At 48.3% G+C, this 20,403-nt stretch carries 16 protein-coding genes; 15 read left to right on the forward strand and 1 reads right to left on the reverse strand.

Annotated elements, in window-relative coordinates:
- Positions 1-86 precede the first annotated feature (86 nt).
- From tal to ACTHTG_RS09985, 3 genes are all read left to right on the forward strand, one after another.
- Positions 87-1,142, forward strand: a complete 1,056-nt coding sequence (tal, locus tag ACTHTG_RS09975; protein ID WP_440360661.1) for a transaldolase — start codon at positions 87-89, stop codon at positions 1,140-1,142.
- A 152-nt stretch (positions 1,143-1,294) separates the two neighbouring features.
- Positions 1,295-2,182 (forward strand): tRNA glutamyl-Q(34) synthetase GluQRS, encoded by an 888-nt coding sequence (gluQRS, locus tag ACTHTG_RS09980; protein WP_004518857.1) that lies wholly within the window; start codon positions 1,295-1,297, stop codon positions 2,180-2,182.
- Positions 2,183-2,420: 238 nt separating this feature from the next.
- Entirely contained in the window at positions 2,421-3,155 is a 735-nt protein-coding gene (locus ACTHTG_RS09985; RefSeq protein ID WP_003686784.1) for a LytR/AlgR family response regulator transcription factor, read from the forward strand.
- A 276-nt stretch (positions 3,156-3,431) separates the two neighbouring features.
- On the opposite strand, the gene pilC is transcribed toward ACTHTG_RS09985, so the two are convergent.
- Positions 3,432-6,809: a PilC family type IV pilus tip adhesin gene (gene pilC, locus ACTHTG_RS09990; protein WP_440362645.1), complete on the reverse strand. Its 3,378-nt coding sequence runs from the start codon at positions 6,807-6,809 to the stop codon at positions 3,432-3,434.
- 481 nt (positions 6,810-7,290) lie between these two features.
- Between pilC and carA the strand changes: the two genes are divergently transcribed.
- The 12 genes from carA to ispH all read left to right on the forward strand — a co-directional run bounded on the left by carA (position 7,291) and on the right by ispH (position 20,338).
- Positions 7,291-8,421, forward strand: coding sequence for a glutamine-hydrolyzing carbamoyl-phosphate synthase small subunit (gene carA, locus ACTHTG_RS09995; RefSeq protein WP_070504297.1), 1,131 nt, complete (start codon positions 7,291-7,293; stop codon positions 8,419-8,421).
- 135 nt (positions 8,422-8,556) lie between these two features.
- Positions 8,557-8,814 (forward strand): SemiSWEET family transporter, encoded by a 258-nt coding sequence (locus ACTHTG_RS10000; protein ID WP_049331825.1) that lies wholly within the window; start codon positions 8,557-8,559, stop codon positions 8,812-8,814.
- A gap of 102 nt (positions 8,815-8,916) precedes the next feature.
- Entirely contained in the window at positions 8,917-9,243 is a 327-nt protein-coding gene (locus tag ACTHTG_RS10005) for a hypothetical protein (protein ID WP_141744529.1), read from the forward strand.
- 169 nt (positions 9,244-9,412) lie between these two features.
- Positions 9,413-12,628, forward strand: coding sequence for a carbamoyl-phosphate synthase large subunit (gene carB / locus ACTHTG_RS10010; protein WP_070504294.1), 3,216 nt, complete (start codon positions 9,413-9,415; stop codon positions 12,626-12,628).
- 403 nt (positions 12,629-13,031) lie between these two features.
- Positions 13,032-14,711 carry a type IV-A pilus assembly ATPase PilB gene (gene pilB / locus ACTHTG_RS10015; RefSeq protein ID WP_004518864.1) on the forward strand — a complete coding sequence of 560 codons (1,680 nt, stop codon included), beginning with the start codon at positions 13,032-13,034 and terminating at the stop codon, positions 14,709-14,711.
- Positions 14,712-14,790: 79 nt separating this feature from the next.
- Positions 14,791-16,032 (forward strand): type II secretion system F family protein, encoded by a 1,242-nt coding sequence (locus tag ACTHTG_RS10020; protein WP_004518865.1) that lies wholly within the window; start codon positions 14,791-14,793, stop codon positions 16,030-16,032.
- A 1-nt stretch (position 16,033) separates the two neighbouring features.
- Entirely contained in the window at positions 16,034-16,921 is an 888-nt protein-coding gene (locus ACTHTG_RS10025; RefSeq protein WP_004518866.1) for a prepilin peptidase, read from the forward strand.
- Positions 16,921-17,541, forward strand: a complete 621-nt coding sequence (coaE, locus tag ACTHTG_RS10030; protein ID WP_004518867.1) for a dephospho-CoA kinase — start codon at positions 16,921-16,923, stop codon at positions 17,539-17,541. The genes ACTHTG_RS10025 and coaE overlap by 1 nt, the downstream gene beginning before the upstream one ends.
- Positions 17,538-17,720: a DNA gyrase inhibitor YacG gene (yacG, locus tag ACTHTG_RS10035; protein WP_004518868.1), complete on the forward strand. Its 183-nt coding sequence runs from the start codon at positions 17,538-17,540 to the stop codon at positions 17,718-17,720. The genes coaE and yacG overlap by 4 nt, the downstream gene beginning before the upstream one ends.
- Before the next feature lie 81 nt (positions 17,721-17,801).
- On the forward strand, positions 17,802-18,701 hold the full coding sequence (gene glyQ, locus ACTHTG_RS10040) for a glycine--tRNA ligase subunit alpha (protein WP_004518869.1): 900 nt from the start codon (positions 17,802-17,804) through the stop codon (positions 18,699-18,701).
- 148 nt (positions 18,702-18,849) lie between these two features.
- Complete coding sequence (gene lspA, locus ACTHTG_RS10045; RefSeq protein ID WP_039861846.1) at positions 18,850-19,356, forward strand: signal peptidase II; 507 nt, start codon at positions 18,850-18,852, stop codon at positions 19,354-19,356.
- Positions 19,357-19,369: 13 nt separating this feature from the next.
- Positions 19,370-20,338, forward strand: coding sequence for a 4-hydroxy-3-methylbut-2-enyl diphosphate reductase (ispH, locus tag ACTHTG_RS10050; RefSeq protein WP_004518871.1), 969 nt, complete (start codon positions 19,370-19,372; stop codon positions 20,336-20,338).
- The last annotated feature ends 65 nt before the right edge of the window (positions 20,339-20,403 follow it).

Consider the following 20,403-nt stretch of genomic DNA (forward strand, 5'->3'; position numbering starts at 1 on the left):
TCGGCTGTAAACTGTTCAAATTCATCGAATCGGCGTAGCATTACCGCCACTTCACAAACAAACCTATTATGTAAAAGGAATCAGAGATGACTATTTTATCGGACGTTAAAGCATTAGGACAACAAATCTGGTTGGACAATCTCTCCCGTTCGCTGGTACAAAGCGGCGAATTGGCAGAAATGCTGAAGCAAGGCGTGTGTGGCGTAACTTCCAATCCTGCCATTTTCCAAAAAGCCTTTGCCGGAGATGCCCTGTACGCCGATGAAGTAGCCGCGCTCAAACAGCAAGACCTGACCCCTAAACAACGCTACGAAACCATGGCGGTTGCCGATGTGCAAGCCGCCTGCGACGTATGTCTTGCCGAACACGAATCCACCGGCGGTAAAACCGGCTTCGTCAGCCTCGAAGTTTCACCTGAATTGTCCAAAGACGCGCAAGGCACGGTTGAAGAAGCGCGCCGCCTGCACGCCGCCATCGGCCGTAAAAACGTCATGATTAAAGTACCGGCAACCGACGAAGGCATCGAAGCACTCGAAACCCTCGTTTCAGACGGCATCAGCGTCAACCTGACCCTGCTTTTCTCCCGTGCCCAAACCCTCAAAGCCTATGCGGCCTACGCTCACGGCATTGCCAAACGTTTGGAGGCGGGACACGATATTTCCCATATCCAAGTTGTTGCCAGTTTCTTTATTTCCCGTGTCGATGCCGCATTGGACGCCACCCTGCCCGAACACCTCAAAGGCAAAGTCGCCATTGCGCTTGCCAAAGCCGCCTATCAAGATTGGGCGCAATACTTCGGCAGCAGCGAATTTGCCGCACTTGCCGAAAAAGGTGCCAACCGCGTACAACTTTTGTGGGCATCCACAGGCGTGAAAAACCCTGCCTATCCTGACACGTTGTACGTTGATAGCCTGATTGGCGCCCATACCGTCAACACCGTTCCCGATGCCACACTCAAAGCCTTTATCGACCACGGCACCGCCAAAGCTACTTTGACCGAAGGTGTGGACGAAGCCAAAGCGCAGCTTGCCGAAACCGCGAAACTCGGCATTGATGTCGAAACTTTGGCAACTCGTTTGCAGGAAGACGGTTTGAAACAATTTGAAGACGCTTTCGCCAAACTACTGGCTCCCTTGGCTTAAGCGGATTGAACGGACGGCCGAGAAACTTAAATCATTTTGAAAAGTCTCAGGCCGTCTGAAACCCAAATTCGGGCGTGTACGGCACGCCCTTTTCTATCACGATTTGAATACCGTGCAGGCATACTTCCCCTGCCCTACAAAACCACCCTGCCATGTATATAGGACGTTTCGCCCCCAGCCCTACCGGCCTGCTTCATATCGGCTCCCTACTGACCGCCGTCGCCTCCTATGCCGACGCGCGCGCTCATCAGGGCAAATGGCTGGTCCGCATTGAAGACCTTGACCCCCCGCGCGAAATGCCCGGCGCCGCCGCCGACATTTTGCGCACGCTTGAAGCCTTCGGCTTTGAGTGGGATGGCGAAGTCGTCTATCAAAGCCGCCGTTACGACCTATATCAAGACACCCTCGACCACCTCAAAGCAGCCGAGCTGGTGTATCCCTGCTATTGCAGCCGCAAAGACTGGCAGGCGGCGGCAACACATGGCGCAGACGGATTTGTATATAACGGCCGTTGCCGCAATCCTCAGCAAAGACCCGATACGCAAAACAAAACTCCGGCATGGCGCATTCAAGTTCCCGATCGCGTGATCGGTTTTTCAGACGGCATTGTCGGACATTACGCACAAAATCTGGCACACGATATCGGCGATTTCGTCCTGCTCCGTGCCGACGGCTATTGGGCATATCAGCTTGCCGTGGTTGCTGACGATGCCGACCAAGGCATAACCCATATTGTCCGCGGTCAAGATTTGCTCGTTTCCACGCCACGCCAAATCTATCTGCAACAATGCCTCGGCGTTCCCACACCGGCCTACGCACACCTTCCCCTATTGACCAACAGCCAAGGGCAAAAATGGTCGAAACAAACCCTTGCCCCGGCTTTGGATTTGAATCAAAAAGAACAACTTCTCCGCCAAGTCCTAACCTACCTCAACCTGCCCGATGCACCTGCTATGAACCGTCCGCAGGAATTGCTCGATTGGGCGGTGGCACACTGGCAAATGGACAAAATCCCAAAATCGTCCATTATCACGGACTGAATTAGCATGATTACAACAAAATTACTCTGGGTATTACAATATTTCATAAAATTATGTAAGTAATCTTCCGACTCATCCCAAACCATGCCCAAGAAGCGAAAAATCATGTATATTTTAAAAATTTCCTAAAATTGTCACAAACTGATAATTTCAAGGTTGTAACAACATACGGCTGACGCGTTATTGAGGATGACAAAGCGCGGCAGATCTCCCACGATACAACAAAAAGAATACCGCTATGCCAAGTGCCATTATTGTAGAAGACGAAGTATTAGCAGCAGAACGCTTACGTGTATTATTGGAAGAGTGCAATGTCGTACTGCTCAACGTCTTTCACCATGCCATGCCAGCATTGGAGTGGCTGAGTGTCCACGAAGTCGACATCGTATTTGCCGACATCGGCATGCCGGAAATCGACGGTCTCGAGTTTGTCGAACGCATTAAGCGTACCGCCAAACGCCAGCCGGAAATTGTATTCACCACAGCCTACGAAGAACACGCCCTGCGCGCGTTTGAGCTGGCCGCCGCAGACTATCTGCTCAAACCGATCAAAATGACCCGCCTGCAAACCGCGCTTGACCGCATCATCGAGAAAAACCGCGAAAAAGCAGACAGTTTCACCCATTTCAAAGTGTACAACCGCGAACGCATGGTTGAAATCCCATGGCAACAGGCGCGTTACCTGATGGCGGAACACAAAACCGTCTATCTGTTTACCGGCGACGGCCACAGCTACGAATTACCGAAGACCTTGGTTTACTGGGAAGAATTGCTGGGCGACAAAGTCATCCGCATCCATCGCAATGCCCTCGTCTTCCGCCACACCCTCGACAGCCTGATTCGACTGGACGACGACGAAAACGACGAATACGCATCCACATGGGGCGCTAAAATTCTCGATATTCCGACCCCGCTGCCCGTCAGCCGCCGGCAACTATCCACTCTGCGGAAAATTATTAAAAACAGCATCTAACAATGCGCTCCTTGATTAGCTCTTTTTAAATCAAAGGCCGTCTGAAAAGATATTTTTCAGACTGCCTTTTAACTTCTTAGCCAAATAGTAGAAAATTAAAAAAGAATAGCCTAAGTCTGTCATTTAACTTTATCCAAGCTCTCAATTTGATCAAAGCTTGTTATATCCACAAACAAAGTTTTCCATTTTTTAATCCAGCATCTCTCAATTACTACCACTCAACAGAAAAGGCCGTCTGAAAAAATTCAGACGGCCTCGATGCTTAATCCTTACCAATTAAAAGAACAATTCACGCCAGCTGATGCGTTTGAGTCCGCATGTACGGCCTTGTACTTCCAGGCTAACCAGCTGGTTAGACAAGAGACTGCGATCGCCTTTGGTTGCAAAACATTTATTGTTTGGCACGCTCGGCGTAGCGTTCAACTCCTTATCCGTACCCGTGCCACCGCTATCGCCATCGGCGGTTACCGGAGAATCATCGGCCTTAGAGCCGTTCAGATAAGTAAAGTTGACCACGCCGTCAAACACCATACCGCTGGCGTAATAGACTTGACCGTTGTTTTCACGTCTGATGAATTGGCGGTTTTTATTGGAAATACGCGCATCACGCAAACCCAAACGGCCGCCGTTTTCCGCATTGACGCCCAGAATAATCGTTTTCGCAGTCGTTTGTGTGGACGTACTGTCGGGCAGACAAACATCGGTACTGGAAGAATTTGTATGTATGACTTCCTGCTTGTATTTGCGAATAGTTACCACCGCTGTACGCAAAATCATCGTCGGTTTGACAGTTACCCGCTCACCCGAACCCAACGCCAGCTTCCAACCTTTTTGGCCTTCGCTGACCTTATTGTTGGTAACAGAAATATATTCTCCGTCCGCTTGGACAGTTTGACCGGTCAGCTCATCGCTTTTAGCCAAGACAGCTTCTTTGGAAGTATCGTCATAGATGCCGTAAACCGCATTGTTCTGTGTCGCTACATCCAGCTCGCTATGGTAAATCTCGCTACCTGTACCAAAAATGACAACATACTTATCCTTACTGCGACGCGATACCGCAGGCGCAGACGTAATCGGTTGATTACCCGAACCTTGGAAAATCATCTGCACAGACCATTCAGACGGCGTCTCACCTCTCAAGTCGAAGCGGAACATATTGCCGTAACGGTCGCCGGCATAGGCAATATCGACAATACCGTCAAAATCGGTGTCTACCAAAGTAGGGGTAGAGAGGCCGCCTTTGCCATTCGGTGCAGGAATTCTAGCTAAGAGCTTGCCGGCTTTAGAAGAAGAAACATTAGTACCAGTATTTTTTGTCCCTGCCTCTTTCCCTGTCATATCATAAACATACAAAGCCGTTTCATTGTCGGCACTGTTCACATCCTCAGTACGATAGCCGCTAGCCAAGAAGCCCGCATAACGCACATTCGATTCCAGATTGACCGGAGTGGTATCGCGTTTGATGGAAACACGGCCGATTTGTGTCGAACCAATGGTATAACCCAGCTTATTGTCAAAGCCTTTTTTTGTTTCAAACAAAGGCACAGTCGTATTCCAACCACTACGATCGCTGTTAGCTACCGCACCAATATTCAACGCATACGCACCGCGTCCACCTTGACCCATCGCACCAAACATAAAGGTTTGCTTATCAGGTGTTTGGCGGAGAACAAAGCCACCATTAACCATATAACGGTGCGGCGTGCCAGAGCCGTAACCATCGCGTGCAATATCTTTCAGAACCTTGCCCAAAGTTGTCGCTTGACCTTGATCGTCCTCGCGCTCCATGCCTGCCGGAATATAGCTGAGTTTCAAGTCATAAGGATTGCTAGGCGTACCATTACGGAAAATATGTACCATGCCGTCATTGGCAGCAGAGACCAAAAACTCTTGACGGTTGTCGCGCTTATCGCCAATAGCTGCAACCGAACCATCTAAAATATCGCCTAAATTACGTTCATCTTTACTTGAATCAGCAGAATCTGTCGGACGAATTCGATAAGACTGGCTATAACCTTTTGTCTCTGCATCCGCTTTGATGGTTTCATCACTACCTACTCGGCCAGTCCATTTCAGCAATGCATTTTTCCATTCCAACTTATCTTTCGCACTACCGTCTGAAATGCCAAAATCGGCATTTGAAGCCTCATTATCTGCAACTCTATCGATGAAATAGGTCTTACTGCCGTCATTAACCAAAGTAAGGCGGTTATTAAATGATGGCTGAACAAACTCAGTCGTATTGATAGGTGTACCATCACGGTTCAATTTATAAAACCGCAATTGACTACTCCAAGAGCCGGTATTCAAATGAACCGTTGCCGCCATATCGGGAATACCCATACTGGTCGTTGCCGGAGCAGTAGAGGATACTCCTTCAAATTTCGTATTTTTGCTGTCATTTTCAATATTGTCGACAATGGTTTTAAAGGCTTCAAGCAAATCTTCTTTTTTCGCAGCATTAAAATACCAGTCTGGACGGCTCGCACCCTTTTCCAGATACTCTCTCCCAACTTCAGAGATCCCCTCACCAAAACCCACAGTAAAAGTCTGAACCAATTGCTTGCTGTAATCTATGCTTTTGGGATCGCTTGGATCACCATCCCAGCTCTTACCCGCAGCATCTGAACCGTCTTTTGCTGTTTTAATGTCTTTTTCTGCCAAAGTCTGGCTAAAGAAACGCATACCGCGTTTTTCATCCTTATAGTTCCTATCCCAATAAGGAACAATAATTTCGCCTGCAGCTACCCACATATACCTACCATAATTAGGATCATACTCATGCTTATATTTACTAGATTGACATAGCAATTTCTTTTCATTCTCAGGCAAGCCAAAATCATTATCATATTGATAAGGTAGAAAATCAAAGTATCCTTTGATACGACCTCCACCATTAAAGAATTTACCTTTCCCATAGCTATCATCATTAGCCTTCACTTCAGACGGACCAAAATATTGGTATGCAGACGTACCCGCACTACGTTCAATATCGCGGTAATAGTTTGAATAGTAATAATCCCTATCGTAGTTGAAGTTAGTATTACGAGATAAACGAGGATCTTCACCTGGAATCTGGTTACTACAACTCATATTGGCATCGCCGTCCGACATCACAATCACATAAGACTTCTGACAACGGTATTTGATATTGGGCATCACAAAGTTTTTGACTACTTCATAGTAGCGGCGCGTGATTGGCGTAGCATGGCCAGGATCAATGCCATCTACCCTCCTTTGAACATCCTTCCAATCATCGGTAAAGCCCCCCTCATCTGGAGTATCAGTACGACCATTGTTATGCAGAGTTTGCAAACCCCACTGGAATCGTTGTTTTTCGCCATACTCTTTCAATACCGATTTTAGGGCCTCCTTAGTAATCGTTATTCTTTTATCAGCCCGTACAGATGTTTCCTTACCTTGTACATTCCATTGCATACTGCCCGAGTCATCAATCAAAAACATAATATTGTGTTTGACTTTGGGTTGGCCGCTGACGTCGGTTTTGTTTTGCAGGTAAAAAGGAGTTTGGGCAAATTGCTGCGTATTTGCCTGAACGGAAATACTGATGAGTGCTAAAGCGGAAGCTACGCTTGCATGAATGAGGCGATAGCGGCCTGATGGAGCGTTTTGCATAATGTGTTCTTTTTTCATCGGATAATCTCAGCTAAAAATGACGTTGTTTTTATTTTTTATGAGGTTACGATTCTAGCATAAACAGCCTGTTTCATGTTTGATTCGGCTGAATTTCCCTACACCTGCATTTCAAACACAACAAAAATGAAACAATCTGCCTGCTCAGTTTTCAGACGGCCTGACTGAATATTTAGTTCAACTTTATTCATCAAGCATTCCAAAAGCAAGGGACTGTACCGTAAGATAAAACGTTTTTAAATTATCGATTATTTGCTCTATGCTTGAAATTCCTATTACTTTGACTTAAAATACATTGCTTCTACGGCATAGACCGCTATGTCTGAAAAAGCACGTTACACAGCAAAATCAAAGCTGCGGAGCGTGTTTTTTTTTAGCCGAGATTTCCGAAGGCTGTCTTTTTTGTAAACAATTTTTATTTTTCAGACGGCCTGACCCATTTTTTTCGAACCGATCATCATCAGGCAAACAGGATTCCATCATGACCACTCCGGCTCTTCTCGTTCTCGCTGACGGCAGCGTATTTCACGGCACATCAATCGGTTACGAAGGTTCGACTTCAGGCGAAGTCGTGTTCAACACTTCCATGACCGGCTATCAGGAAATCCTGACCGACCCTTCCTACTGCAAACAAATCGTTACCCTTACCTACCCACACATCGGCAACACCGGCACCAACGCCGAAGATGAAGAAAGCCGCAGTGTTTACGCCGCCGGTTTGATTATCCGCGACCTGCCACTCTTACACAGCAACTTCCGCGCCTCTGAAAGCCTGCACGACTATTTGGTACGCAACCAAACCGTCGCCATCGCAGATATCGACACCCGCCGCCTAACCACCCTGTTGCGTGAAAAAGGCTCGCAAGGCGGTGCAATCTTGACCGGTGCAGATGCCACCGTTGAAAAAGCACAAGAACTGATTGCCGCATTCGGCAGCATGGTCGGCAAAGACTTGGCAAAAGAAGTTTCCTGCACAGAAACTTACGAATGGACCGAAGGCGAATGGGAATTGGGCAAAGGTTTCGTTACTCCTTCCGAACAGCCTTACCACGTCGTCGCCTACGATTTCGGCGTCAAAACCAACATCCTGCGCATGCTCGCCTCGCGCGGCTGCCGCCTGACCGTTGTTCCCGCACAAACCAGCGCGGAAGACGTGTTGGCACTCAATCCTGACGGCGTATTCCTGTCCAACGGCCCCGGCGACCCCGAGCCTTGCGACTACGCCATCAAAGCCGTACAAAAACTGATGGAAAGCGGCAAACCGATTTTCGGCATTTGTTTGGGACATCAGCTGATCAGCCTCGCAATCGGCGCAAAAACCCTGAAAATGCGCTTCAGCCATCACGGTGCCAACCACCCGGTACAAGATTTGGACAGCGGCAAAGTCGTCATTACCAGCCAAAACCACGGTTTCGCCGTCGATGCCGATACCCTGCCCGCCAACGCGCGCATTACCCACAAATCCTTGTTTGACAACACCTTGCAAGGTATCGAACTGACAGACAAACCTGTGTTCTGCTTCCAAGGCCACCCCGAAGCCAGCCCGGGTCCGCAAGATGTCGGCTATCTGTTTGACAAATTTATTGACAATATCAAAGCAGCAAAACAATAAAGCTGATTTTTTCAGACGGCCACACTCAACTCAACAACAGGCCGTCTGAAAACCAAACCTCAAAAAATAAATTCAGACACCCTCTCAACATCTACACAGTCTGAAACCCAACCCTCTAATCAGAAAGGAAGAACCATGACAGAAAAGCAAATGCGCATTCTTTCCGTCGTCGCCACCCTGACCGCCGTCGGTATGTACGTTTCCTATATCCCACAAATCCAAAACAACCTTGCCGGCAACCCCGGCTCGCCGTTGCAACCCCTCGTCGCCGCCATCAACTGCACATTATGGGTTGCCTACGGCTTTTTAAAAGAAAAACGCGACTACCCCGTCATGCTGGCAAATGCCCCGGGCATCATTTTGGGTTTGATTACATTTGTCACTAGTTTTTAATCCTTTGGGAGGTTGAGTTATTAAACCTACTGTTCGTTAAATAACGAAAAAAATTTCATTAAGTTTTAGCTCAACCTACTCCACAGCTACTTGGAGAATTAAATGCCATTATATGATTTTCGTTCTGTTCATTTACCATATTGCTTAGAAAAACAAGAAGACGGAAGTTATGTAGTATTAAATAGAGAATATGCGCCAATTGGCTTTACACAACGAAAAGACTATAACCAACTACCAATTTTTGTAAAAATCAAAAATTTAACTCCAAAATTAGCGGAAAAACTTTCTTACAAAAAAAGCAACGACACTTCAAATATTTACTTATACAATGATGGAAGTATTCCCACTAGTTCAAAAGAAAATATGCAATCCTATCTAGACAAGCTAGCCCTACTAGCAGAGCTGCAATTTCATACAGAAGATCAATGACATTAATTAATCTAAGGTATAGATAAACCTAATTATAAAATCTTATTTTAATCAAAGAGTTTAATGAATTTTATATTGGATAATACCCAATACACATTTGTTTGATAAATTCATTGTTTCTCAGATACACAGAAACAAATCAAGTTACTAAATTAAGAAAGACCCACCCATGCCTAAACGTACCGACCTAAAATCCATCCTTATCATCGGCGCCGGCCCTATCGTTATCGGTCAGGCCTGCGAATTTGACTATTCGGGCGCACAGGCCTGCAAAGCCTTGCGTGAAGAAGGCTATAAAGTCATTTTGGTAAACTCCAACCCTGCCACGATCATGACCGACCCTGAAATGGCGGATGTTACCTACATCGAGCCGATTATGTGGCAGACGGTGGAAAAAATTATCGCCAAGGAGCGACCTGATGCGATTCTGCCTACCATGGGCGGTCAGACTGCGCTGAACTGTGCGCTGGATTTGGCGCGCAACGGCGTGTTGACGAAATACAATGTCGAATTAATCGGTGCGACCGAAGATGCTATCGATAAGGCGGAAGACCGCGGCCGCTTTAAAGAAGCGATGGAAAAAATCGGTTTGTCTTGCCCGAAATCTTTTGTCTGCCACACCATGAACGAAGCTTTGGCAGCGCAAGAACAGGTCGGCTTCCCTACCCTGATTCGTCCTTCTTTCACGATGGGTGGTTCAGGCGGCGGCATTGCCTACAACAAAGATGAGTTTTTGGCGATTTGCGAACGCGGTTTCGATGCGTCGCCTACGCATGAGCTGTTGATTGAGCAGTCCGTCCTCGGCTGGAAAGAGTACGAGATGGAAGTGGTGCGCGATAAAAACGACAACTGCATCATTATCTGCTCGATTGAAAACTTCGACCCAATGGGTGTGCATACCGGTGACTCCATCACTGTTGCGCCTGCACAAACATTGACTGATAAAGAATACCAAATCATGCGTAATGCTTCGTTGGCAGTATTGCGCGAAATCGGTGTGGACACGGGCGGCTCGAACGTGCAGTTTGCGGTGAACCCTGAAAACGGCGAGATGATTGTGATTGAGATGAACCCGCGCGTGAGCCGTTCGTCCGCGCTGGCTTCCAAAGCAACGGGCTTCCCGATTGCGAAGGTGGCGGCGAAACTGGCGGTCGGCTTTACGCTGGATGAGTTGCGCAACGATATTACCGGCGGCCGCACGCCCGCGTCGTTCGAGCCTTCCATCGACTATGTCGTGACCAAAATCCCGCGTTTCGCCTTTGAAAAATTCCCCGCCGCAGACGACCGCCTGACCACGCAGATGAAATCGGTGGGCGAAGTAATGGCAATGGGCCGTACCATTCAAGAAAGCTTCCAAAAAGCCTTGCGCGGTTTGGAAACCGGCTTGTGCGGCTTCAATCCGCGCAGCGAAGACAAAGCGGAAATCCGCCGCGAACTTGCCAACCCGGGCCCTGAGCGTATGTTGTTTGTAGCCGATGCGTTCCGCGCAGGCTTCACTCTGGACGAAATCCACGAAATCTGCGCCATCGACCCTTGGTTCTTGGCGCAAATCGAAGACTTGGTGAAAGAAGAAAAATCGGTTTCAGACGGCCAGTTGCAAGACTTGGATTACGCCGCTTTACGCCGTCTGAAACGCAAAGGCTTCTCTGACAAACGTTTGGCACAATTGTTGAACGTAAGCGAAAAAGAAGTCCGCGAACACCGCTACGCGCTGAACCTGCATCCGGTTTACAAACGCGTTGACACCTGCGCCGCCGAGTTTGCCACCGAAACCGCTTATCTCTACTCCACTTACGAAGAAGAATGCGAATCCCGTCCTTCCGACCGTAAAAAAGTGATGATTCTCGGCGGCGGCCCAAACCGTATCGGTCAGGGTATTGAATTTGACTACTGCTGCGTTCATGCCGCACTCGCCCTGCGCGAATCCGGTTTTGAAACCATCATGGTCAACTGCAACCCGGAAACTGTATCCACCGACTTCGACACCAGCGACCGCCTGTACTTCGAGCCGCTGACCTTGGAAGACGTATTGGAAATCGTCCGCACTGAAAACCCATGGGGCGTGATTGTTCATTACGGCGGCCAAACCCCGCTCAAACTGGCCAATGCCTTGGTGGCAAACGGTGTAAACATCATCGGCACATCTGCCGACAGCATCGACGCCGCCGAAGACCGCGAACGCTTCCAAAAAGTATTGAACGACTTAGGCTTGCGCCAACCGCCTAACCGCATCGCCCACAACGAAGAAGAAGCCCTCGTTAAGGCCGAAGAAATCGGTTATCCGTTGGTTGTCCGTCCTTCTTACGTACTCGGCGGCCGCGCCATGCAGATTGTTCACTCTGCCGAAGAGTTGCAAAAATACATGCGCGAAGCCGTACAAGTTTCCGAAGACAGCCCTGTATTGCTCGACTTCTTCTTGAACAACGCCATCGAAGTGGACGTAGACTGCGTTTCAGACGGCCAAGATGTCGTGATCGGCGGCATCATGCAACACGTCGAACAAGCAGGTATCCACTCCGGCGACTCCGGCTGCTCATTGCCTCCATACTCATTGGACGAAGAAATTCAAGACGAAATCCGCCGTCAAACCAAAGCCATGGCATATGCACTGGGTGTGGTCGGCTTGATGAACGTACAGTTTGCCGTACAAGACGGCGTGGTCTTCGTACTGGAAGTAAACCCACGCGCCAGCCGTACCGTACCGTTCGTATCCAAAGCCACCGGTGTACCGCTCGCCAAAGTCGGCGCACGCGTGATGGCAGGCATTTCGCTGAAAGAGCAAGGCGTAGAAAAAGAAGTCATCCCGGACTTCTACGCCGTTAAAGAAGCCGTGTTCCCATTCATCAAATTCCCAGGTGTGGACACCATTCTCGGCCCTGAAATGCGCTCTACCGGCGAAGTCATGGGCGTAGGCGCAAGCTTCGGCGAAGCCTACTTCAAAGCCCAACTCGGCGCAGGCGAACGCTTGAGCACAACAGGCAAAGTGTTCCTCGCCGTACGCGACGAAGACAAACCGCTCATCGTCAAAACCGCACAAAACTTCCAAGCACTCGGCTACGGTGTCTGCGCCACTCGCGGTACCGCCGAATACTTGAAAGAACACGGCATCATCGTGCAAGCGGTCAACAAAGTGCAGGAAGGCCGCCCACACATCGTGGACGCAATTAAAAACGGCGAAATCGCACTGGTGGTCAACACCGTCGGCAGCACAGTACAATCTGTTACCGACAGCCACAGTATCCGCCGCACCTCCCTCACCCAACGCGTACCGCAATACACCACCATCGCCGGCGGCGAAGCCATGAGCGAAGGCGCAAAAAGCCGCGAACACTTGGGCGTGTACAGCGTACAGGAATTGCATGGCCGTCTGAAAAACAAAGCCTAATCAATCCTATCGGATTTAAATAGCTAAAAGGCCGTCTGAAACCTGATTGCTCAGTTTCAGACGGCCTTTTCATATTTCAAATTCCAACCGTCTGTCCATCAAAACAACCTTTTCTGCCATCTCCAAACAAGCAATAGCAACATGAAATATAATTTCGTTATTGATTGGATTCATACGACAAAATTGTTGTTTTTTCATCATAATCCAAAAATATCGAGTTTAACGCCTATTCTCCTTGCTTTATAATGGCCGTCTGAAATAAAAATACAATTAAAGCAGAAGCATGTCTTTGCAACTTAAGCAGATTTGCATAATTAAATATATGCTTTAATCATAATAATGATAAAATAATACGGCTTTCCTCTAAATTAAAGGGAAAACTGCACAAGAAACGGAAAATAAAATGAGTGTCGGATTATTGCGTGTTTTGGTTCAAAGCCAGACCATCTCAAATCAACAAGCGGAACATTACAACAACCTTTTACAATCAGGCAAAGAAATCCTGCCCAACCTGTTTTCAGACGGCATCATCTCCCCTAAAGCTTTGGGGGAGTTAGTTGCGCGCGTATTCAGCTATCCCCTTTTGGATTTGCACTACTACCCGCGCAATAATGTAGTCAGCGACATTCTGACGGAAGAGCAAATGGTGCAAAACCGTTGCATTCCGATTTTCAAACGCGGACGCAAGGTTTATTTCGCCGTATCCGATCCAACCCAAATCCAAAACTTTCAAAAAATCGCTTTTGCTTCAGGTTTAAGTGTCGACTTGGTCGTAGTTCCCGACGACCAGCTCAGCTCATTGCTGGAATGGCTGGGTCAACGTTCGACAACCATTCTGAAAGAAATCAACGACGAACATGAAGCAACGCAGCAATCGCAATCGCTTTATATCGACAATGAAGAAGCTGAAGACGGCCCTATCCCCCGTTTCATCCACAAAACCTTATCCGATGCCCTGAACGCGGGCGCATCGGACATCCACTTTGAATTCTACGAACAAATGGCGCGCGTCCGTTTCCGTGTGGACGGGCAATTGCGTGAAGTCGTACAGCCGCCTGTCGCCGTACGCGGCCAGTTGGCATCGCGTATCAAAGTGATGGCGCGTTTGGATATTTCCGAAAAACGTATTCCGCAAGACGGCAGAATTCAAATTGCCTTCCATAAACACGGCCGTCCGATTGACTTCCGTGTCAGCACTTTGCCGACATTGTTTGGCGAAAAAGTGGTGATGCGTATCCTAAATTCCGATGGTACATCGCTCAATATCGACCAGCTCGGTTTGGAGCCTTTCCAAAAAGAAATGCTGCTGGAAGCCATCAACCGCCCTTACGGCATGGTATTGGTTACCGGTCCGACAGGTTCGGGCAAAACCGTTTCGCTCTATACCTGCCTGAGTATTTTGAACACAGAAGATGTGAATATTTCAACGGCAGAAGATCCGGCCGAGATTAACCTGCCAGGCGTCAACCAAGTCAACGTCAATGAAAAACAAGGCCTGACGTTTGCTGCCGCACTCCGATCCTTCTTGCGTCAAGATCCTGATATTATTATGGTCGGTGAGATTCGTGACTTGGAAACCGCCGACATCGCCATTAAAGCCGCCCAAACCGGCCACATGGTTTTCTCTACCCTGCATACCAATAATGCACCAGCCACGCTGTCCCGCCTTTTGAACATGGGTGTTGCGCCTTTCAACATCGCCAGCTCGGTCAGCCTGATTATGGCGCAAAGGTTGTTGCGCAGACTGTGTCCAAACTGCAAACGCGAAGTTGAGCGCCCGCCGGTTCCAGCATTGAAAAAAGCCGGCTTTACCGATGCAGACTTGGCTCAAGATTGGAAACTCTACCGCCCGGTTGGCTGCGACAGCTGCCGCGGCAAAGGCTTTAAAGGCCGCATCGGTATTTATGAAGTCATGCCGGTCAGCGATGAAATGCAAAAAGTCATTATGAACAACGGTACAGAAGTTGATATCATGAACATGGCCTATCAGGAAGGCATGGTAGACTTGCGTCGTGCCGGCCTCATGAAAGTCATGCAAGGCCTGACCTCGTTGGAAGAAGTGACTGCTCATACCAATGACTAAACTGCCATATTTTCGAAAATTAAAATAAAGCGGTACGGGGAAACAGTCCGCTTTATTTCTTACAAACAAGGGATAACTCATGGCTCAAGCAGAGCAAAAAAGAAGTCTGTTCGGCTCAAGAAGCAAAGGCAAGCGTTTTACATTTGAAGGAAAAAATACCGAGACCGAACGTCTTGTCCGTGGTGAAGTAGTTGCCAAAGACGAAGAAGAAGCACGCAAAAAACTCCAACGCAGAGGCATTCGCCCTTTGCGTATCAGCAAAGTTAAAACCGCACGCAAACGCCGTATTACCCAAGAAGACATCACGGTGTTTACGCGCCAACTGGCAACGATGATGAAGGCAGGCTTGCCGCTGATGCAGGCTTTTGAAATCGTTGCTCGCGGCCACTCCAATCCGAGCATGACCGAAATGCTGATGCAGGTTCGCTCCGATGTCGAACAAGGTAGCGCATTAGGCAAATCATTCTCCAAATATCCAAAATATTTCGACCGCTTCTATTGCAATCTGGTCAGCGCAGGCGAGTCCGGCGGCGTATTGGAAAGCTTATTGGACAAACTGGCTGTCTATAAAGAAAAAACCCAAGCCATTAAGAAAAAAGTCAAAACCGCACTGACCTATCCGATTGCCATTATCGTGGTGGCGATTGCGCTTATCTTCATCATGATGATGTTTGTGCTACCTGCCTTTAAAGAAGTTTATGCCAATATGGGTGCAGAGTTACCAAGCCTTACCCAACTTGTCATGAACTTGTCTGATTTATTCGTCGACTACGGCTGGATTATGATCATCCTTTTGATTGTTTCGGCCTTCGGCCTGTACAAACTCCATGAAAAATCGCCTACTTTCCAAAAACGAATCGATGCTTTGATTTTGAGACTGCCTGTTTTTGGCACCATCGTCCGAAAAGCGACCATCGCCCGTTGGGCGCGTACGACTTCCACCCTCTTCGCAGCCGGCGTTCCTTTGGTGGAAGTATTAGATTCAGTTGCAGGCGCATCCGGCAATATTCTCTATGAAGAAGCCACTCAAGATATTCGAGCCAAGGTAACCCAAGGCCTGTCGCTAACATCCAGTATGCAAAGTACAGATATGTTCCCAAATATGGTGATCCAAATGGCAGCCATCGGCGAAGAGTCAGGCTCTTTGGACGATATGCTGAACAAAGCAGCCGAATTCTACGAAGATGAAGTAGACAACTCCGTCTCCCGCTTATCTGCCTTGATGGAGCCTATCATCATGGTGGTATTGGGTTCGCTCATCGGTATCTTGCTGATTGCCATGTATCTGCCTCTGTTTAACTTGGGTAATGTCGTAGGTTGATATGCTTGATAGTATTTACTCTGCCATCGACGCCCTCTCCGTTCTTGCGCCATTCGCTATTCCTTTAGCCGTTATTTTGGGATTACTGATTGGCAGCTTTCTGAACGTTGTTATTTATCGCACGCCGATAATGATGGAACGCGAATGGACACAATTTTCTAAAGAGCATTTGGGCATCGAGCTGAAAGACGAAGAAAAACAGCCATTTAATCTGCGCAAACCGGATTCACGCTGCCCCAAATGCAAAAGCCCAATCAAACTTTGGCAAAACATCCCCATCCTCAGCTATGTTTTCCTGGGAGGAAAATGCCACTCCTGCAAAACCGCTATCGGCATACGCTATCCGCTGATTGAGCTGCTGACAGGTGTCTTATTCGGTATTGTCGCATGGCAATACGGCTGGTCATGGGCAACTATTGGCGGATTCATTCTGACTGCCATATTGATTGCGCTGACCTTTATCGATGCCAATACTCAATATTTACCCGACAGCCTGACTCAGCCCCTAATTTGGATCGGCCTGCTGTTTAATCTGAATGATACATTCGTGCCCCTGCATTCAGCCGTTTTAGGCGCAATCGCAGGCTATATGAGCCTTTATACTTTATGCGCCGTCTATAAACTTCTGACCGGTAAAATCGGCATGGGCAATGGCGACTTCAAACTTTTGGCTGCGCTTGGTGCATGGCTGGGCGTAGGAATTTTGCCTGTTCTGATCTTCATGGCTGCCTTAGTCGGGCTGGTGGGCGCACTCATCGCCCGTGTCGGCAAAGGCCAATATTTTGCTTTTGGTCCCAGTCTTGCTGTGGCAGGATGGATTATTTTGGTTGCCAATGCACCTATTACCCAACTGGTACAATGGTGGCTCGTACAATCAGGATTCCGATAATGACATTATGGATAGGCTTGACCGGCGGTATCGGTAGTGGCAAATCATCTATCGCCCAAATGTTTGCCGAACTTGGCGTACCCATTATCGATGCTGATGCCATCAGCCGCTCACTGACCGCTGAAAACGGCGAAGCCCTTCCTGCCATCCGCCAGCTTTTCGGGGATGAGGTTTTTGATCATAAAGGCCGTCTGAATCGTATGGCTTTACGGGAAGAAGTTTTCAGACGGCCTCAATCTAAAAAACAACTGGAAAACCTGCTTCTGCCATTAATCTTAAACAAAATCCAACAGCAGAAACAAAAACTTGCCTCATCCGCCTACGGCATTGTCGATGTACCGCTTTTGATTGAGAATCCGGCATTTAAAGCGGAGACCGACCGTATTTTGGTTGTAGATGTTCCAGAGTCCGTCCAAATCAAACGCGTACACCAGCGCAATGGTTTTTCAGAAGAACAAACGCGTCAAATCATGGCCACCCAAGCTTCTCGACGTGACAGACTGCTGCATGCCGACGATGTATTGGACAATACCCATAGCATGGAAGAAGCAAAAATCAAGGTTGCCCATTTGCATCAATACTATCAATCCATTGCAAAAACTCTGAAAGAAACTGCATGACCGCTCCTGTTGTAAAATGTCCGACCTGCCACAAAAAAGTCGTTTGGAACACCGACAGCCCCTACCGCCCTTTCTGCAGCAAACGGTGTAAACTCATTGATTTAGGCGAATGGGCGCAAGAAAAATACACTGTTTCTTCAGAAGACGACCCTTTTTCAGACCTATTGAACAGCAAATAACCTACGCCGCTTCCTTCAGCCTATCCAAAACAAGCTCAAAACAGTAAAATACCCTCTTTATTCCAATCTATTCCATCCACCATGCTCACCTTCCAACAAATTATTTTCAAATTACAAAACTACTGGGCAGACAAAGGCTGCACCGTTATCCAACCTTTCGATATGGAAGTCGGTGCCGGTACTTCGCATCCAGCCACCTGCCTGCGCGCATTAGGCCCGGAGCCTTGGTTTGCCGCTTACGTTCAACCCAGCCGCCGCCCCAAAGACGGCCGCTATGGCGACAACCCCAACCGCCTGCAACACTACTATCAATTCCAAGTTGCGCTCAAACCAGCTCCCGCCAATATTCAAGACCTATACCTCGACTCCCTGCGCGAATTGGGTATCGACCCTAAAGTACACGACATCCGCTTTGTCGAAGACGACTGGGAAAACCCTACTCTCGGCGCTTGGGGTTTGGGTTGGGAAGTTTGGCTCAACGGTATGGAAGTAACCCAATTCACCTACTTCCAACAAGTCGGCGGTATCGACTGCTCCCCTGTACTTGGTGAAATCACCTACGGTATCGAGCGTCTCGCCATGTATTTGCAAGGCGTAGAAAACGTGTACGACCTCGTTTGGGCAAAAACCCTTGATGGTAACATCGTCACTTACGGCGACGTTTATCATCAAAACGAAGTCGAACAATCCACCTACAACTTCGAATACAGCGATGCCGATTGGCTCTTGCGCCAATTCAACAACTACGAAGAACAAGCTAAACGCCTGCTTGCAGTTGAAGACACCAGTCTTGCCCTACCTGCTTACGAGCTTGTACTCAAAGCCGGCCACACGTTCAACCTCTTGGATGCACGCGGCGCCATTTCCGTTACCGAGCGCGCAACCTACATCGGCCGCATTCGTGCACTGAGCCGTATCGTTGCGCAAAAATTCGTTGAAAGTCGCGAGAAACTGGGCTTCCCATTACTTAAAAACCAATAAGCCCTCACATACATGCCACGCCGCCCTTTGATACATTCAAGTGGCGGCGTTTCTATTTTCAGACGGCCTTAACGTCGATGCCATCGCAAACACTTCCTGCCTGCTTTCAGGTAAAATAAGCCCTTTATTACATAAACCGTCTGAAAACATGAGTTCATCCTCTTCTGCAAAAACGCCCTTTTTCTTACTTTCCCTCGTTGCCATCATTCTTGACCAACTGAGCAAATGGGAAATCTTGAAACACTTTACCGAAGGCGAACGCCTCAATATCATTCCAGACTTTTTTGACCTGACGCTTGCCTATAATCCAGGCGCGGCATTCAGCTTTTTGGCAGACCAAGGCGGCTGGCAAAAATTCTTCTTTTTAGGTCTGGCCGTCGTCATCAGCCTGTATTTGGCCCGTGCCATCTGGCGCGATGAGTTTGGACGCTGGGGCAAACTGGGGGCAGCCATGATTATCGGCGGCGCAATTGGCAATGTGGTTGACCGTCTGATTCACGGCCACGTTGTCGATTTTCTGCTTTTCTATTGGCAAAACTGGTTCTACCCCGCATTTAACATTGCCGACAGCTTTATCTGCGTTGGCGCAGTTTGCTTGGTAATAGACGGTTTGCTGCACAAAAAAACACCTTCAAACGACACAAAGGCCGTCTGAAAACGGAACGCACATGACTCAAAAAACCATTATCCTTGCCAATCCCCGCGGCTTCTGTGCCGGTGTTGACCGTGCTATCAGCATTGTTGAACGTGCACTCGAAGAATTCGGCGCACCCATTTACGTCCGCCATGAAGTCGTTCACAACAAATTCGTCGTGGACAATCTGCGGGCAAAAGGTGCCGTCTTTGTCGATGACTTGGCGGGTGTCCCAAAGGGTGCCACACTGATTTACTCTGCTCACGGCGTATCCAAAGCCGTACAGGAAGAAGCGGCACAACGTGGTTTCCGCGTTTTTGATGCCACCTGCCCTCTGGTCACCAAAGTTCATAAAGAAGTAGCCCGCCTCGATGAGCAAGATTACGAAATCATCATGATCGGCCACAAAGGCCACGTCGAAGTGGAAGGCACGATGGGACAGTTGCCCCCGGGTAAAATGTTTTTGGTTGAGACAGTGGAAGATGTAGCCGGACTGAACATCAAAAATCCTGACAAACTTGCCTACGTCAGCCAAACCACTTTATCGGTAGACGAAACCAAAGACATTATTGCTGCTTTAAACCAACGCTTCCCCAATATCCGCAATCCGCACAAAGAAGACATCTGCTACGCTACAACCAACCGTCAAACTGCCGTTAAAGAATTGGCGGAAGAATGCGATATTGTGATTGTTGTCGGCTCGCCCAACTCTTCCAACAGCAACCGCTTGCGTGAAGTAGCCGCATTGCGCGGAGTTGATGCCTATATGGTCGATAATGCTACCTATCTGAAGAAAGAATGGTTTGAAAACAAAACCAAGGTCGGTGTCACTGCCGGGGCATCTGCGCCCGAAGTCTTGGTTCGAGAAGTCTTGCAAACCATTCAAAACTGGGGACACGAGACCATACGCGAAGGAGAAGGTGCAGAAGAAAGCATTGTATTTGTCTTGCCTAAAGAGTTGCGTCGTGAGGGTGAAAACAAGCAAATCCTAAATAAAGGGTGAGTTTGTTATTTGCTTTATTTGAACTTAAGGCCGTCTGAAAACTTTCAGACGGCCTTAAGTTTATT

It is taken from the genome of Neisseria sp. P0017.S009 (genome assembly GCF_051957375.1).
GTDB classification, from domain to species: Bacteria; Pseudomonadota; Gammaproteobacteria; order Burkholderiales; family Neisseriaceae; genus Neisseria; species Neisseria perflava.